The sequence below is a fragment of the Pseudomonas fluorescens group sp. PF-1 genome (assembly GCF_054481335.1).
Genome location: NZ_JBTMNG010000002.1, coordinates 934,568 through 950,857 on the forward strand (window position 1 = coordinate 934,568; position 16,290 = coordinate 950,857).

The 16,290-nt window shown below is 61.4% G+C and carries 13 protein-coding genes; 1 reads left to right on the forward strand and 12 read right to left on the reverse strand.

The annotated features are described in order from the left end of the window. The first annotated feature begins 11 nt into the window (after positions 1-11). Positions 12-5,153: a dermonecrotic toxin domain-containing protein gene (locus tag ACX3YD_RS18930; protein WP_458960742.1), complete on the forward strand. Its 5,142-nt coding sequence runs from the start codon at positions 12-14 to the stop codon at positions 5,151-5,153. A gap of 121 nt (positions 5,154-5,274) precedes the next feature. Here ACX3YD_RS18930 and ACX3YD_RS18935 read toward each other — a convergent pair whose 3' ends face one another. The 12 genes from ACX3YD_RS18935 to urtA all read right to left on the reverse strand — a co-directional run bounded on the left by ACX3YD_RS18935 (position 5,275) and on the right by urtA (position 16,137). Further along, positions 5,275-5,634, reverse strand: coding sequence for a DUF6124 family protein (locus ACX3YD_RS18935; protein WP_458960743.1), 360 nt, complete (start codon positions 5,632-5,634; stop codon positions 5,275-5,277). A 303-nt stretch (positions 5,635-5,937) separates the two neighbouring features. Beyond that, positions 5,938-7,638, reverse strand: a complete 1,701-nt coding sequence (ureC, locus tag ACX3YD_RS18940) for an urease subunit alpha (protein ID WP_090465358.1) — start codon at positions 7,636-7,638, stop codon at positions 5,938-5,940. Positions 7,639-7,775: 137 nt separating this feature from the next. Continuing rightward, a complete protein-coding gene (locus tag ACX3YD_RS18945) occupies positions 7,776-8,081 on the reverse strand; it encodes an urease subunit beta (protein WP_458960744.1) in 306 nt (101 codons plus the stop codon). Next, positions 8,081-8,614, reverse strand: a complete 534-nt coding sequence (locus tag ACX3YD_RS18950) for a GNAT family N-acetyltransferase (protein ID WP_047536889.1) — start codon at positions 8,612-8,614, stop codon at positions 8,081-8,083. The genes ACX3YD_RS18945 and ACX3YD_RS18950 overlap by 1 nt, the downstream gene beginning before the upstream one ends. A 6-nt stretch (positions 8,615-8,620) precedes the next feature. Continuing rightward, on the reverse strand, positions 8,621-9,154 hold the full coding sequence (locus ACX3YD_RS18955; RefSeq protein ID WP_458960745.1) for a GNAT family N-acetyltransferase: 534 nt from the start codon (positions 9,152-9,154) through the stop codon (positions 8,621-8,623). 9 nt (positions 9,155-9,163) lie between these two features. Beyond that, positions 9,164-9,466, reverse strand: a complete 303-nt coding sequence (ureA, locus tag ACX3YD_RS18960; RefSeq protein ID WP_007937143.1) for an urease subunit gamma — start codon at positions 9,464-9,466, stop codon at positions 9,164-9,166. A gap of 99 nt (positions 9,467-9,565) precedes the next feature. Continuing rightward, positions 9,566-10,402 carry an urease accessory protein UreD gene (locus tag ACX3YD_RS18965; protein ID WP_458960746.1) on the reverse strand — a complete coding sequence of 279 codons (837 nt, stop codon included), beginning with the start codon at positions 10,400-10,402 and terminating at the stop codon, positions 9,566-9,568. A gap of 43 nt (positions 10,403-10,445) precedes the next feature. Continuing rightward, positions 10,446-11,144: an urea ABC transporter ATP-binding subunit UrtE gene (gene urtE, locus ACX3YD_RS18970; RefSeq protein WP_047536898.1), complete on the reverse strand. Its 699-nt coding sequence runs from the start codon at positions 11,142-11,144 to the stop codon at positions 10,446-10,448. A gap of 109 nt (positions 11,145-11,253) precedes the next feature. Next, positions 11,254-12,123, reverse strand: a complete 870-nt coding sequence (gene urtD, locus ACX3YD_RS18975) for an urea ABC transporter ATP-binding protein UrtD (protein WP_458960747.1) — start codon at positions 12,121-12,123, stop codon at positions 11,254-11,256. A gap of 10 nt (positions 12,124-12,133) precedes the next feature. After that, positions 12,134-13,213, reverse strand: a complete 1,080-nt coding sequence (gene urtC, locus ACX3YD_RS18980; RefSeq protein ID WP_458960748.1) for an urea ABC transporter permease subunit UrtC — start codon at positions 13,211-13,213, stop codon at positions 12,134-12,136. Then, the gene (gene urtB, locus ACX3YD_RS18985) at positions 13,213-14,715 is read right to left on the reverse strand and encodes an urea ABC transporter permease subunit UrtB (protein ID WP_458960749.1); all 1,503 of its coding nucleotides are present in this window, start codon (positions 14,713-14,715) and stop codon (positions 13,213-13,215) included. The genes urtC and urtB overlap by 1 nt, the downstream gene beginning before the upstream one ends. Before the next feature lie 156 nt (positions 14,716-14,871). Further along, the gene (gene urtA, locus ACX3YD_RS18990; RefSeq protein WP_103403283.1) at positions 14,872-16,137 is read right to left on the reverse strand and encodes an urea ABC transporter substrate-binding protein; all 1,266 of its coding nucleotides are present in this window, start codon (positions 16,135-16,137) and stop codon (positions 14,872-14,874) included. Between the last annotated feature and the right edge of the window lie 153 nt (positions 16,138-16,290).

Below are 16,290 nucleotides of genomic sequence, written 5' to 3' on the forward strand. Positions count from 1 at the left end.
AAAAGGCCTCGATGTCGAGACTGGAAAGCCTTGAAACGCTCAGGCCATTGCCCCCCGAGTGGTATAGCAATGCACGGGAAACAGACCGCCAATACCTGAAGGAATTGATTGAAGAACAGGGGCGTCTGCAAGGCGTACTGGACAGGACCCTGGGCGATTTGCAGCACGACATCAATGCCTTCGCCGAGCCACTGCTGCGCACGGCAATGCAATCGAATTTCAAAAACGTCAAAGGCATCGACGGGCTCAGCGTACAACTTGAAGTGCCCAGCAAAATTGGCCTTGTCATTGATACCGGGGCCAGTCGCGTTCGGCAGTCCTCGTTGCTGGAGGCGGCGCTGCACAATTTCGAGGAATCTGAAACCGCCGAGGACGCCTGGCGCAGCAACTCCGGCATCTATCGCAAGGATGAGCGTGGCGCTCTTGCGCTTGAGCCCGCGATTTCCTTGTCCGGGTTTGCATCGATGTGCCGCGGCCTCGACCTTGGCGGACAGTACCAGCGGCACATCACATCCGTCCTGCTGCCGGCAACAGCCAAAGCCCGGAGCGCCTTGCAGGACCAATCCGTGGCCAGTGAAAAAGCCACGTTTCAGCTGGCGTCACTGGTCGCGCGATTGAAGGGCGATATCAGCGACCATGCCTACGGCAAGCTCAGGCAAATATGCGAGGGCCAGGCCAATACCACGCTGTACGATCGACCGTTGCAGTGCCACCGATTGTCGCTGATGGGCTTTCGGTTGACGGGCATCGTGCTGTTCAGCGCCGTGAGCGATCCGTCGCAGATCAAGCAGGCGATCGATGCCTTGACCCCTGAGTTGTTGAAGTTCTGGAGCGAATGGTCGCAGCGTATCCCGGTATTGCCCGGAACAGAGTACGAGCGGTTCAAACTGCTGCAGGCGTTTTTTGCCAATGGGCCCCAGGGTCTCAGCGATGAGCTTCTGCGCCGGGACGACGTCTACCATCAGAGTCGTTTGTCCGGCCACTTGATCGCCTATGTTCCGGATGATCCGGAGCATCCTCTCAAGGAATACTCGTCGCTGACCGAGTTCATGAAAACCCTGATCGGACAGCTGCGCGACGCTGAGTACCAGGCCTTTTTCAGCCGGTTCGTGGCGCAAAAGGACAAAGGGCTGTTTTTCCACCGGGTCAACGAGCGCCTCAAGACGTTTACCTGGCAGCAACGCGAGCCGCTGGACATGGGGCCGTGGTGGCGCGAAACGGCGGTGGAGAATCCCGATGCGGAACCCATTACCAATCAGATCACCGGCGATCTGTGGGCGACACTGTTCGTGCAGCGCCGCGACAAGGCCATCGCCGATGCCCGACGCATCGCGGTGCCGACCGACGACGAGGACGCCAACGCCCGCTTCAAGCGCCTGACCAGTTACCTGGACATCGGCTGGAACCTGTTCAATTTCGCCGCGATGCTGGTGCCCGGCGTGGGCGAAGCGATGCTCGGCATCATGATTGCGCAGATGCTCGCCGAGGTAGCCGAAGGTATCGAAGACTGGAGCAAAGGCGACAAGGAAGAGGCCTCTGCCTACTTCAATGGCGTGCTGATCAACTTTGCACAGCTGGCGCTGATGAGCGCCGGTCATGCATTGCCAAGCGGCCAGCTGACACCGCTCAAGGTCTCGCCCTTCGTCGAAGGGCTCAAGCCTGTGGAGGTCGCGGGCAAGCAGCGGTTGTGGAATCCGGATCTGACGCCCTATGAGCAATCGGTCACCGTGCCCAAGGAGGGCGTCGTCGGTGAAAAAGGCTTGTACCGGCATCAGGATCGGGACCTGCTGCGCATCGACGAAAAATGCTATGAAGTCAAACAGGACCCGGACACGGGCCAGCATCGCCTGCAACACCCAACCCGTGCAGACGCCTATCAACCCTTGCTGGAACACAACGGCGCGGGCCTGTGGAAGACGGAGCTGGATCAACCGCTGGAATGGGATCGGCGTCAATTGCTTCAGCGTTTGGGCGCCTCGGTGGATGGATTCACGGATCAAACCCTGGAGCAGATCCTGACCGTCAGTGGCGTTCACGAAGATGCATTGCGCCGGCTGCACGTGGAACACGAAACCCCGCCCGCGCTGCTGACCGATACCCTCAAGCGCTTCAGGGCATACGCCGACGCCGAGGCCTGTGCGGAACAGATTCAGGCCAATCGAGTCGGCCAGGACTGGGGCGATTATGCCGTGCGCTTCATGACGGAACTGCCAGGCTGGCCCGAGGGCAAGGCCATCGAAGTGTTCGAGGGGCCGGGCCTGTCGGGGGCGGCGATCAAGGAGGGCTATGCCGACGCGTTGCCGGCCGACACCTTGCAAATGACCTGGCAGGATTTGTTGGCTGGTGGCTTGCCTGAGCGTGTGGTCGGGTTCTTGGATGAACAGGCCCTGCGCGAAATGCTGGGGCAGTGGTTTTCCGGGGATTCAAAGGCGCGTGTCAAGGCGTTGCGCGATCGTCTGGCCGATCAGGCACGAGGCAGTAAAAGGCGTTTGTTCGACAAGTTGTACGAGCGCCGGGAGGGTACGGACGATGCCCGATTGAATTTGCTCAAGGGCGACGAGTCCTCGCTCTCGACCAGCGTGGCGCAAGCGCTTCTGGATCACGCAGACCCTTCGGACCTGCAGCATCTGGCCGAGAAAAAACGCGTGCCCTTGAGGCTTTCGCAACAGGCCCGGGAAGCGGCGCACCAGCTCAGGGTGGCGCGAGCGTATGAGGGCCTGTACCTCGGCGAATTGCACAACACCGACACCGAGCGACTGCAGCTGCACTCCCTGGCAGCCCTGCCTGGCTGGCCTGCGGACCTGCGTCTGGAGATTCGTGAATATTCATTTTCGGGCACGTTGCGCGACAGTCTTGGCCCGGAGGACGCGCCGATCCGCAAGGTGCTGATTCTGGGCGAGGATGGCCGATATGAAGCGCGGGATGCGCTCGATCAACATCTGCACGGCGCGGACACGCTTTATGCCGCCGTGCTGCACGCATTGCCCGACCAACAGCGCGTAGCCCTGGGTTATGAAATCCATGATGCAGCGGGACTTGAGCAAGCGATAAAGGCACGTCCGCTGGATCGATCCGTGTTCGAACCGGTCCTGCGGGACAACCCGGTCCTCAAGCCGTCCTACGACCCGAGCGTCATGCGCTTGCGCGGCGGCATGCCAGGTTATGCACAGGTCCCGCGCGGCATGGGATTGCGGCGCCGGGCTCGTTCGCTGTATCCGGGTTTCACTGCGCAAGAGGTTGAAACGCTGTTGACCGAGTTCACTCAGAACGGTGGTTCGGCCCATGAAAGGCTGACCGCGCTGGAGGCCGAGTTCGATCAATTGAACCGGACGATGCAAAACTGGATGACTTCACCGACGGCGTCCTTCCGTTTCACGCCGTCAGGGATTGCCGAATTGCGCGCCCGGGAGCGCTTCTACAAGGCGATCCGGCAATGCTGGCAGCGCAGCGGGCCCGAGGGCGTGCAAGTGGCAGGTGCGGCGCACACGCAATGGCTGCAGCTCGACGATTTTCCTCTGATCCGTCGGCTGCTTGAGACGCTGCCGAAACTGGAGGCCAACTTCGATCACGTCACCAGTCTGAGCGTGCGCAGCGGCGAGTTGCGCAACGAGCACCTGGGGTTTCTCAGCTCGTTTCGCCGGGTGCGTTATCTCAACCTGCAGGACAACCTGCTGACCGCCGTTCCAGAGGCGATCAACGAGATGAGTCATCTCACGGACCTTTCCTTCAATGAAAATCGTATCGAACTGGACGCACTGGCGGTGGATCGCCTGAAAAAGCTGGTTCAATTGCGTTCGCTCGGCTTGCGGGGCAACCCGTTGAAGCTCGCGCCGAACATCAGCCGGATGCCGCAATTGCAGGTCATTTTGCTCAACGAAACGGGCCTGGACAGCTGGCCCGTCGGACTGTTTTCCCAGTCGCGGCCGCGCAGTATTTACCTCGATCTGCGACACAACCCGATCACCCGGATCCCGGAGGTCGCACCGGGATCGTTTCGCGCCGAACTGCTGGCGCGCACCTTGATCAGCCGTGAACCCCGCTGGATTTCGCCGGATAACCTCGACACCCTCAAGTCCTACATTGAATCGGTGGGCATGGACCCGGAGCGACCGTACCCACCGCGCGGCACGCTGGACAGCTCTGACTGGTGGATGGGCATGACCGATCGGCAATGGCAGGAAAAACAGGAAATCTGGAACGAGGTCGAGGATGAGTTCGACTCGGTGCCATTCTTCAATGAAATCCGCAAGCTCACTCAATCGGCCGACTTCACGGCGGGCGGCGCCTACAAGACGGACCTGACCGCCAAGGTCTGGCGCATGCTCGAGGCCATGGCCAAGGACAGCGAACTGCGGGTCAAGTTGTTCAACGAGGCCGCGACACCCACCGAGTGCGTGGATGGCGGCACCCAACTGTTCAACGCCATGGGCCTGCAAGTGCTGATTCACGAGGCCTACGCCCTGGGCAGCGCGGACCTGATCGAAACTCGGTTGCTGGAGCTGGCCCAGGGCAAATCCAGGCTCGATGAATTGGGCGCCATCGCTCGTCAACGGGTCGCGTCACGATTGGCGGCGGGAGAGCGGTTTCGGCGACTCGACGGGCAGGGCAATGTCACCGGGACCATCGATGAAGTGGAAGTGCACTTGGCGTACATGACGGACCTGGCGCAGCGCCTTGATTTGCCGTGGCAGGCCCGGGGCATGCAGTTCCGCAAGATTGCCGGGGTCAGCAAGGAAATGATCGACGCGGCATTCCGGCGAATCGTGGCGCTGGAGGAGGGCGACTTGCTCACGGATCGAATCCTTGAACAGCCCTTGTGGAACACCTGGCTGGAGTCTTCCCGCGCTAAAGAACTGGACAGTTTGAAGCGACAGATCGACGCGACCACGGAGTTGCAAGATGCGTTGCTGCGTCGTTCCGAGGCCGTGGAACCGACGGCGAAGGTGGCGTTTGAGGTGGAGATCAAGGCGCTCTGTCGCGAGTTGAACCGCGACGAAAACGCCTTCAGCGAGGGGCAGGTCATGAGTGATGAGGACTACATCAAGGCGTTGACCGACATCGACCGGCAGATCCGGCAGACGCTGAAATCGATCACTCAACAAGCGATCGAACGAGCCCGGTTACCGCTCCTTGAGCTTCCACCCGCTCAATAACCGCGAACCAGAACGTTCATTTAAGAGGTAGAGCGAGCAATCAGTAACCTGTGGCGAGGGAGCAAGCGCCCTCGCCACAGGTACGGTGTTCGTCTTGAACTGAACAGAGCCTTTTTGAGGTTCACGCCCGATTATCCAGCACCCGATTCACCGCCAGCTCACTGAGCATGATCACCTGCTGAAGCGCCAGCATGGCGTTGCGGTTCGCACCGTCCAGCATCCCGGCAAACTCACTCGCCATCACGCTCGCCGACGCCAACGACTCGCAGGCATGGGCCAATAACGTTTCGTTGTCGACGTCCGGTGCAACGACAAAAATGGTGCTGGGCGAGCGCGTCGCGGCCGTCGTCGGCATATTGGGTTTGAGGTAATAGTCCAGTGCGCGGTCGACGGCGGGGTGGAGCTTTTTTGAAGGGGGGCAGAGGTTCGCGTGATTGCATTGAGCGTCTGATCCAGCGGGTGTGTCGGTGACGTTGGGCATGGTGAGTCTCCGTGGTAGGTCTGGAGATGCCACGCTACCCCTCTGACTTCCGACGGCCAACCCTAAAAAAGCGTCAGACGCGTCCTCGATTTTTCAAGGGTTTTCATCGTTTCTAAACGTTGCGTCTTTGTCCGCTAAACGCATTTCGACAGGGCTTGTTTAAGCGTTTTCAGGGTTTTGTCATCAGAGCTACAAAATCTTTGACCATTGCCTACAGTTACGCCAGTTGATGCGTACGGCAGAAAAAGCAAACCCGATGGCGGGTGACCGCCATCGGGTTTTTATCTGGCGAGTCGCTCACCTTCAGAACAGGAAATACCGCTGCGCCATCGGCAACACATCCGCCGGCTCACACCACAACAACACGCCGTCGGCCTTGACCTGATAGGTCTGCGGGTCGACGTCGATGTTCGGCAGGTAGTCGTTGTGGATCAGGTCGGTTTTCTGCACCTGGCGACAGCCTTTGACCACGGCGATTTTTTTCTTCAGGCCCAGGGCTTCGGGCAGGCCGGCCTCCTGTGCGGCCTGGCTGATGAAGGTCATGCTGGTAGCATGCAGCGAGCCGCCAAAGCTGGCGAACATCGGGCGGTAATGCACCGGTTGCGGCGTCGGAATCGAAGCGTTGGCGTCGCCCATCAGGCTGGCGGCGATGGCGCCACCCTTGAGGATCAGCGTCGGTTTGACCCCGAAGAACGCCGGGCGCCAGAGCACCAGGTCGGCCCATTTCCCGACTTCCACCGAGCCCACTTCATGGCTGATGCCGTGGGTGATCGCCGGGTTGATGGTGTATTTGGCGATGTAGCGTTTGGCGCGGAAGTTGTCGTTGCCTTCACCGTCGCCGGGCAGCGGGCCGCGCTGCTTTTTCATCTTGTCGGCGGTTTGCCAGGTGCGGGTGATGACCTCGCCCACGCGGCCCATGGCCTGGCTGTCGGAGCTGATCATCGAGAACGCGCCGAGGTCGTGGAGGATGTCTTCGGCGGCAATCGTCTCGCGGCGGATGCGGCTTTCAGCGAAGGCCACGTCTTCGGCAATGCTCGGGTCCAGGTGATGGCAGACCATCAGCATGTCCAGGTGTTCGTCGATGGTATTGCGGGTGAACGGTCGGGTCGGGTTGGTGGAACTCGGCAACACGTTGGCGAAACCGCAGGCCTTGATGATGTCCGGGGCATGACCACCGCCCGCGCCTTCGGTGTGGTAGGTGTGGATGGTGCGGCCCTTGAAGGCGGCGAGGGTGGTTTCGACGAAGCCGGATTCGTTGAGGGTGTCGGTGTGGATCGCCACCTGCACGTCGTACTGGTCGGCGACACTCAGGCAGTTGTCGATGCTCGCGGGCGTGGTGCCCCAATCCTCGTGCAGCTTCAGGCCAATGGCGCCGGCCTTGACCTGTTCGATCAGCGGCCCCGGCAGGCTGGCGTTGCCTTTGCCGGTCAGGCCGATGTTCATCGGGAAGGCATCGGCGGCTTGAAGCATCCGCGCCAGATGCCATGGGCCGGAAGTGCAAGTGGTGGCATTGGTGCCGGTGGCCGGGCCGGTGCCGCCGCCGATCATGGTGGTGACGCCGCTCATCAGCGCTTCTTCGATCTGTTGCGGGCAGATGAAGTGGATGTGGGTATCGATGCCGCCGGCGGTGAGGATCATGCCTTCGCCGGCGATGACTTCGGTGCCGGCGCCAATGGCGATGGTGACATCGGGCTGGACATCCGGGTTGCCGGCCTTGCCGATCGCGGCGATGCGCCCGTCCTTGAGGCCGACGTCAGCCTTGACGATGCCCCAGTGGTCGATGATCAGCGCGTTGGTGATCAGGGTGTCGACCACGTCGGCGGCGAGCAACTGGCTCTGGCCCTGGCCATCGCGGATCACTTTGCCGCCGCCGAATTTCACTTCTTCGCCGTAGGTGGTGAAGTCTTTTTCCACTTCGATCCACAGGTCGGTGTCGGCCAGACGCACCTTGTCGCCGACGGTAGGGCCGAACATGTCGGCGTAGGCCTGACGGGAGATTTTCATTCGTTTGCCTTGAGATTCAATTGAATTTGAAATCGTTCGCTGCGCTCAGTTTCGTGAGCAGGCTCGCACACAGTTGATCGCATTCTCCTGTGGGCGCGAGCCTGCTCGCGAAGGGGCCGGAACAGACACAGCCTTAATCAGAGACTCCCCATGATCCTGCCGGCAAACCCGAACACCCGCCGATGCCCGGCCAGGTCGACCAGCTCGACCTCGCGGCTCTGCCCCGGCTCGAAGCGCACGGCGGTGCCGGCGGGAATGTTCAGGCGCATGCCACGGCTGGCGGCACGGTCGAAGGTCAGGGCGTCGTTGGTTTCGAAGAAGTGGTAGTGCGAGCCGACCTGGATCGGCCGGTCGCCGCTGTTGGCCACCGTCAGGCTCAGGGTGCGACGGCCAGCGTTGAGTTCGATGTCGCCGGGCTGGATCTGGTATTCACCGGGAATCATCAATGGGCTCCTTGCAGAATCTTGTAGTAGAGGGCGGTCGGCTTGTAGCGCCCGCTCGGGTCGCAGGCGTAGTCGGGGATTTCGCCGGCACGGGTGTAACCCAGGGCCTTGTAGAAATCTTCCGCCACAGAGCCCGCTTCGGTGTCGAGGTAGAGCATGCCGCGCTTGTGCTGCAGGGCCGCTTGCTCAAGAGCATTCATCAACTGTTGGCCCAACCCTCGACGCCGCGCGTGTTCGCGCACCAGCAGCTTTTGCACTTCGGCACGGTTCAGGCCGTTGGCTTTCTGGCACAGGGTCAGTTGCACGCTGGCCTGCACTTGTTCGTCCTTGACCACCACCCACAGCAGCACATGGCCCTTGTTCAGGTTTTCCTGGACTTCATCGAAATACGCGCGGGCCTGAGTCGCATCCAGGTCGGCCATGAAACCGACGCTGGCGCCATAGCCCACGGCGTCGAGCAGCAGGTCAATCAAACCCTGACGATAGTGCGCAAAGCTTTCAACATTGACGCGTCGCAGTTGGGCGGGGTTCATCGGGTATCACTCCTTGTTGGCGCTCGGTGGTTGGGCGCCAGGATTGAGGGTCAATTGCATAAAGGTCAGGTCCAGCCAGCGCCCGAACTTGGTGCCCACCTGAGGCATTTGCCCGGTGGTCACGAAGCCGATGCGCTCATGCAGGCGAATGGACGCGGTGTTGCCGCTTTCGATGGCGGCGACCATCACGTGTTTGTCGCAACCCTTGGCGCGTTCGATCAGTACCTCCATCAACCGAGGACCGAGGCCATTGCCGCGCTGATCGCTGCGTACGTAAACCGAGTGTTCGACGGTGTGACGGAAGCCATCAAAAGGCCGCCAGTCGCCGAATGAAGCGTAGCCCAGCGCCTGGTTTTCGGCGTCGACGATCACCAGGATCGGGTACCCCTGGGATTGCCGGGCGCTGAACCAGGCCTGGCGATTGCCCAGGTCCACGGCCTGTTCGTTCCAGATGGCCGTGGTGTTGAGCACGGCGTCGTTGTAGATGTCGCGGATGGCCGGCAGGTCGGCATGTACCGCATCGCGGATGTGGTAAGTCATGGCGTGGCCTCAGGCGATCGGTTGATGGACGGTGACCAGTTTGGTGCCGTCGGGAAAAGTCGCTTCGACCTGGATTTCCGGGATCATTTCCGGGATGCCTTCCATCACTTGTTCGCGGCTGAGCAGGGTGGTGCCGTAGTGCATCAACTCGGCCACGGTCTGGCCATCGCGGGCACCTTCGAGCAGCGCCGCGGAGATGTAGGCCATGGCCTCCGGGTAATTGAGTTTTACGCCGCGCGCCAAACGCCGCTCGGCCACCAGGCCTGCGGTGAAGATCAGCAGCTTGTCTTTTTCGCGTGGGGTCAGGTCCATTGGTGCAATCCATCAGGGCAGATTAAAAAGGTATTCGGGTACATAAACACGACCCCTGTGGGAGCTGGCTTGCCAGCCAGTTCCCACAGGGATCGGTGTTCAGGTGTTCCATATTCGGGGTGGGACCGCTTCGCGGCCGAGCAGCACAGGCCTGAGCATTCGCCACACATCAATCAGCCAGCCACGGGCCAGCAGCGCCTCGCTGGCCAGGCACCGGGCGACCAACAGCCCCGGCAATTGCGTCAGATCCCCGCGTACGGCATGGGGCAACGAGCGACAGCGTTCCAGCAACTCGCTATCGATTTCCCCGGTCACCAACAGGGTGGCGAACACCGGTTGCCCGTCCAGGCCAATCGGTGAGTCGAGCAAACCGTCAGCCCCGACAATGCGCTGGCGTTCGTGCCAGAGCAACTGGCCATCGCGGCGGATATCCAGTTGCGCCTGAAAGTGTCCGAGGTCGAAACGCTCGCCACTGGCCGGGCGCCCCAGTGCCACGACGTCCCAGTAGAACAACCGCGCATCGCCTTCAAGGTCGATGGCGGTGCTGAGTTCAGCCTGCGCCGCGCTGAAGATGATCGTTTCCTGTGGCAACCACTCCAGTGTCGCACCGGCCGCGACCTGCAATTTCAATTGCTGATAAGCGGGGCCGGCGGCGCGATACCACTTGGCCGCGCCGGGGCTGGTGATCTGTGCCCAGGCATCGCGGCCGACGCTGGCCGAGATGTTCAGGCGATCACCGCCGGCGATTCCGCCCGGCGGGTGGACGATGATGTGCTGGCAGACCTGCGGCCCTTCGGCGTACAGGTGCTTCTGCACCCGCAACGGGCCCAGGTGGCGGCGCTGCACCGGACGTGTGCTGTCACCGAAACGGGCGTAAGCCAGTTCGAGTTCGGCATGCCAACTGGGCGTGAACAACGGCGAGGCGGGTAGATTCATGATGTCTAATTATCGTTAGGATGCTACGGATCAGATCGCAACTTTAGATGGTAACCAGGCCGCGCACACCCTCGGCTTCCATATTTTCACCGCGACCCTGTTGCACGATCTCGCCCCGTGACATCACCAGGTATTGATCGGCCAGTTCGGCGGCGAAGTCGTAGAACTGTTCCACCAGCAAAATCGCCATGTCACCGCGGGCTGCGAGTTTTTTGATCACGGCGCCGATCTCCTTGATCACCGACGGCTGGATGCCTTCGGTGGGCTCGTCGAGAATCAACAGACGTGGACGGCTGGCCAGGGCGCGGCCGATGGCGAGCTGCTGTTGTTGGCCACCGGACAGGTCGCCGCCGCGTCGGTGCTTCATTTGCAGCAGCACCGGGAACAGCTCGTAGATGAACGCCGGGACTGCTTTGGCTTCGGAGCCGGGAAAGCGCGACAGGCCCATCAGCAGGTTTTCTTCCACGGTCAGGCGTCCGAAAATTTCCCGACCCTGGGGCACGTAAGCGATGCCGGCATGCACCCGCTGATGCGGCTTGAACGTGGTGATCGGTTTGCCTTCCCAATTCACCGCGCCCTCTTTGGCCGGCAGCAGGCCCATCAGGCATTTGAGCAGGGTGGTCTTGCCTACGCCGTTACGCCCGAGCAGGCAGGTGACCTCGCCGACCTTCACGTCAAACGTCAGGCCGCGCAGGATGTGGCTTCCGCCGTAGTACTGGTGCAATTTGTCGACTTGCAGCATAGGGCCCTCCGGGCAGTTGTCAGCGGCAAGCTACAAGCTGCAAGAAAAAGCCGGACGGCTTTTCGCTCGTAACTTGCCGCTTGTCGCTGAAAGCTTGTAGCTGGCCGATTCACCGACCCAAATAAACCTCAATGACTCGCTCATCGGCCTGCACCTGCTCCAGTGATCCTTCGGCCAACACGCTGCCCTGGTGCAACACGGTGACGTGGTCGGCAATCGAGCCGACGAAGCCCATGTCGTGTTCCACCACCATCAGCGAATGCTTGCCGGCCAGGCGCTTGAACAGCTCGGCGGTGAATTCGGTTTCGGCGTCGGTCATGCCGGCCACCGGCTCGTCGAGCAGCAGCAGTTGCGGGTCCTGCATCAGCAACATGCCGATTTCCAGGAACTGCTTCTGGCCGTGAGAGAGCAAACCGGCAGGGCGATTGACCGAAGGGGTCAGGCGGATGGTGTCGAGCACTTCGGCGATGCGATCCTTCTGCTCGCCATTGAGCCGTGCCCGCAGGCTGGCCCATACCGACTTGTCGGTTTTCTGCGCCAGTTCCAGGTTCTCGAACACGCTCAGTGCCTCGAACACCGTGGGCTTCTGGAACTTGCGACCGATGCCGGCCTGGGCGATCTGCACTTCGCTCATCTGCGTCAGGTCCAGGGTTTCGCCGAACCAGGCCTTGCCATGACTGGGGCGGGTCTTGCCGGTGATCACGTCCATCAGCGTGGTCTTGCCCGCGCCGTTGGGGCCGATGATGCAGCGCAGCTCGCCGACGCCGATGTACAGGTTCAGGTCGTTCAACGCGCGGAAGCCGTCGAAGCTGACGCTGATGTCTTCCAGGGTCAGGATGGTGCCGTGCCGTGTATTGAGGCCTTTGCCGGCGCGCTGACCGAGGCCGATCGAATCGCGGCTGGTGCCGGCGTCCTTGTTGGGCTCCACGGGGAAAAACGCCGGTTCGAGCATGAATTCAGCCGTCGCAGTGGTTCTCATTTTACAATCCTCATTGTTCGCCGTTCTTCTTCAGCAAACCGATCACGCCCTTGGGCAGGTACAGGGTCACGACGATGAACAGCGCGCCGAGGAAGAACAGCCAGTACTCAGGGAACGCCACGGTGAACCAGCTCTTCATGCCGTTGACCACACCGGCACCGAGCAGCGGGCCGATCAGCGTGCCGCGACCGCCCAGTGCCACCCAGACTGCCGCTTCGATGGAGTTGGTTGGCGACATTTCACTGGGGTTGATGATGCCGACCTGCGGTACGTACAGCGCACCTGCGAGGCCACACAACACTGCGCTGAGCACCCAGACGAACAGCTTGAAGCCGCGCGGGTCGTAGCCGCAGAACATCAGGCGGTTTTCCGCATCGCGCAGCGCGGTCAGCACCCGGCCGAACTTGCTCTGCGCCAGGCGCCAGCCAATGAACAGGCTCGCCACCAGCAACAGCACCGTGGCGAAAAACAGCACGGCGCGGGTGCCCGGTTCGGTGATGCCGAAGCCGAGGATCGTGCGGAAGTTGGTAAAGCCGTTGTTGCCGCCAAACCCGGTTTCGTTGCGGAAGAACAACAGCATGCCGGCGAAGGTCAGGGCCTGGGTCATGATCGAGAAATACACGCCCTTGATCCGCGAACGGAAGGCGAAGAAACCGAACACCAGCGCCAGCAACCCTGGTGCCAGCACCACCAGGCACAAGGTCCAGAGAAAGCTGCTGGTGCCGGTCCAGAACCAGGGCAGTTCGGTCCACGACAGGAAGGTCATGAACGCCGGCAGGCCATCGCCTGAAGCCTGGCGCATCAGGTACATGCCCATCGCATAGCCGCCCAGGGCGAAGAACAAGCCATGGCCGAGCGACAGCAATCCGGCATAGCCCCAGACCAGATCCAGCGCCAGGGCGACAATGGCGTAGCACAGGATCTTGCCCACCAGCGTCAGCGTGTAGGCCGAAACGTGAAAGGCGCTGTCCGCCGATAACAGCGACAGCAACGGCAACGCCAGCAGCAGGATCAGGATGACCGCACCCACGACAATCGTGACTTTGGGGCCGGCTTTTTGTGTTGCGGTAACGAGCAGGGGCTGGTTCATCAGTCGATCACCCGTCCTTTCAGTGCGAAGAGGCCTTGCGGACGTTTCTGGATGAACAGAATGATCAGCGCGAGGATGAGGATCTTGCCGAGCACGGCACCGATTTGCGGTTCGAGAATCTTGTTGGCAATGCCTAAGCCAAACGCCGCCAGCACGCTACCGGCCAATTGCCCGACGCCGCCAAGCACCACCACCAGGAACGAATCGATGATGTAGCTCTGGCCCAGGTCCGGGCCGACGTTGCCGATCTGGCTCAGGGCCACGCCACCGAGGCCGGCGATGCCAGAGCCGAGGCCGAAGGCGAGCATGTCCACGCGTCCGGTGGGCACGCCGCAGCAGGCGGCCATGTTGCGGTTCTGGGTGACCGCACGCACGTTCAGGCCAAGACGGGTCTTGTTCAGCAGCAGCCAGGTCAGCACCACCACAAACAGCGCGAAGGCAATGATGACGATGCGGTTGTACGGCAGCACCAGATTGGGCAGCACTTGAATCCCGCCCGACAGCCAGGCCGGGTTGGCCACTTCGACGTTCTGTGCGCCGAACACCAATCGAACAAGCTGAATCAGCATCAGGCTGATGCCCCAGGTGGCGAGCAGGGTTTCCAGCGGGCGGCCATACAGGTGACGAATCACCGTGCGCTCCAGGGCCATGCCGATGGCCGCCGTGACGAAAAATGCCACCGGCAAGGCGATCAGCGGATAGAACTCGATGGCCTGCGGGGCAAAGCGCTGGAACATCAACTGCACCACGTAGGTCGAGTAGGCGCCGAGCATCAGCATCTCGCCGTGGGCCATGTTGATCACGCCGAGCAGGCCGAAGGTGATCGCCAGGCCAAGCGCCGCCAACAACAGGATCGAGCCCAGTGACATGCCGCTGAAGGCCTGACCGAGCAACTCGCCGACCAGCAGTTTGCGTTTGACTTGAGCCAGGCTGGTTTCGGCGGCGGTGCGCACGCCGGCATCGGTTTCGACGCCCGGTTCCAGCAGACTTTCGAGGCGGGTGCGGGCCAGCGGATCGCCGGTTTCGCCCAACAGTCGCACTGCGGCGAGGCGCACGGCCGGGGCGCTGTCGACCAGTTGCAGATTGGCCAGGGCCAGGCTGAGGGCGGCGTGAACGGTTTCGTCCTTTTCGCCAGCCAGTTGCTGATCGAGGAATTTCAACTGCGCGGGTTTGGCACTTTTCTGCAATTGCTGCGCGGCACCGAGACGGATTTTGGCGTCGGCGGCGAGCAGTTGATGGCTGGCCAGCGCGGTGTCGATCAGACCCCGCAGGCGGTTGTTCAGGCGCAGGGTTTTCGGCTGGCCGTCGATGCTCAACTCACCTTGTTGCAGGGCGTTGATCAGTTCGATGCGCGCCGGATCGGGCTGCGCGGCCCAGGCTTCCAGCAGTTTGGCTTGCTGCACGGGATTGGCCGCGACGAAGTCTTCGGCGTCGCCGGCGTGGGTAGCCATTGGCAGCAAGAGTGCGATGGTCAGAACAAGTCGGTAAAGGGCAGTGGGCATAGAGAGTCGCCTTGACGCGGACATTGTGGGAGCTGGCTTGCCAGCGATGGCGTCACCTCGGTGCATCAGGTACATCGAGTCGTCTGCATCGCTGGCAAGCCAGCTCCCACAGGGATTTGTGTCGGGTCCGAATGCCCGGGCCCGACCTCCAGTGGCTTAGTTGCTCTTCACCGCATAGTCCGGCTTCTTGTCGTTGCCCTGAATGAACGGGCTCCACGGTTGGGCGCGGATCGGGCCTTCGGTCTGCCAGACCACGTTGAACTGACCATCAGCCTGGATCTCGCCGATCATGACCGGCTTGTGCAGGTGGTGGTTGGTCTTGTCCATGGTCAGGGTGTAGCCCGACGGCGCAGCGAAAGTCTGGCCGGCGAGGGCTTCGCGGACTTTGTCGACGTCGGTGGACTTGGCTTTTTCTGCGGCCTGGGCCCACATGTGGATGCCGACATAAGTGGCTTCCATCGGGTCGTTGGTCACCGCTTTGTCGGCGCCCGGCAGGTTGTGTTTCTTCGCGTAGGCTTTCCAGTCAGCGACGAACTTCTTGTTCACCGGGTTCTCCACCGATTCGAAGTAGTTCCACGCCGCGAGGTTGCCCACCAACGGTTTGGTGTCGATGCCGCGCAGTTCTTCTTCGCCCACCGAGAACGCCACGACCGGTACGTCGGTGGCTTTCAGGCCCTGGTTGGCCAGTTCTTTATAGAACGGCACGTTGGAGTCGCCGTTGACGGTGGAGATAACGGCTGTCTTGCCGCCTGCGGAGAATTTCTTGATGTTGGCGACGATGGTCTGGTAGTCGCTGTGACCGAACGGGGTGTAGACCTCTTCGATGTCCTTGTCCGCCACGCCTTTGGAATGCAGGAACGAGCGCAGGATTTTGTTGGTGGTGCGTGGGTAGACGTAGTCGGTGCCGAGCAGGAAGTAGCGCTTGGCGCTGCCGCCTTCTTCGCTCATCAGGTATTCCACTGCGGGGATCGCTTGCTGGTTTGGCGCGGCGCCGGTGTAGAACACGTTCGGCGACATCTCTTCGCCTTCGTATTGCACTGGGTAGAACAGCAGGCCGTTGAGTTCTTCGAACACCGGCAATACCGATTTACGCGACACGGACGTCCAGCAGCCGAACACCACGGCGACCTTGTCCTGGGTCAGCAACTGGCGGCCTTTCTCGGCGAACAGTGGCCAGTTCGATGCCGGGTCGACCACTACCGGCTCCAGCATCTTGCCGTTCACGCCACCCTTGGCGTTGATTTCGTCGATGGTCATCAGCGCCATGTCTTTGAGCGATGTTTCGGAGATCGCCATGGTCCCGGACAACGAATGCAAAATACCCACCTTGATGGTCTCGGCGGCCTGGACGGTCCAGGTCAAGCCCATCGCGGCAATCGATGCCGAGAGTGTGAAAGCCTTGATCAAGCTACGACGCTTCATTGTGCGATCTCCATGAACTTATGAATTTTTCTGGTTGGCAGATGCGGACTACTGAAGGGTCTTTAGCAAGGGCTGTGCCCGGTCGGGAAAAGACAGGGAAATGTCGGTTTGGCGCCGTTGCGCGAGTGGCTGGCGCACCATGAAGGATCGTGT

Coding starts and splice junctions, on each gene's coding strand:
- ACX3YD_RS18930 (WP_458960742.1), top strand. CDS start 12: ATGTCGAGACTGGAAAGCCTTGAAACGCTCAGGCCATTGCCCCCCGAG.
- ACX3YD_RS18935 (WP_458960743.1), bottom strand. CDS start 5,634: ATGCCCAACGTCACCGACACACCCGCTGGATCAGACGCTCAATGCAAT.
- ureC (WP_090465358.1), bottom strand. CDS start 7,638: ATGAAAATCTCCCGTCAGGCCTACGCCGACATGTTCGGCCCTACCGTC.
- ACX3YD_RS18945 (WP_458960744.1), bottom strand. CDS start 8,081: ATGATTCCCGGTGAATACCAGATCCAGCCCGGCGACATCGAACTCAAC.
- ACX3YD_RS18950 (WP_047536889.1), bottom strand. CDS start 8,614: ATGAACCCCGCCCAACTGCGACGCGTCAATGTTGAAAGCTTTGCGCAC.
- ACX3YD_RS18955 (WP_458960745.1), bottom strand. CDS start 9,154: ATGACTTACCACATCCGCGATGCGGTACATGCCGACCTGCCGGCCATC.
- ureA (WP_007937143.1), bottom strand. CDS start 9,466: ATGGACCTGACCCCACGCGAAAAAGACAAGCTGCTGATCTTCACCGCA.
- ACX3YD_RS18965 (WP_458960746.1), bottom strand. CDS start 10,402: ATGAATCTACCCGCCTCGCCGTTGTTCACGCCCAGTTGGCATGCCGAA.
- urtE (WP_047536898.1), bottom strand. CDS start 11,144: ATGCTGCAAGTCGACAAATTGCACCAGTACTACGGCGGAAGCCACATC.
- urtD (WP_458960747.1), bottom strand. CDS start 12,123: ATGAGAACCACTGCGACGGCTGAATTCATGCTCGAACCGGCGTTTTTC.
- urtC (WP_458960748.1), bottom strand. CDS start 13,213: ATGAACCAGCCCCTGCTCGTTACCGCAACACAAAAAGCCGGCCCCAAA.
- urtB (WP_458960749.1), bottom strand. CDS start 14,715: ATGCCCACTGCCCTTTACCGACTTGTTCTGACCATCGCACTCTTGCTG.
- urtA (WP_103403283.1), bottom strand. CDS start 16,137: ATGAAGCGTCGTAGCTTGATCAAGGCTTTCACACTCTCGGCATCGATT.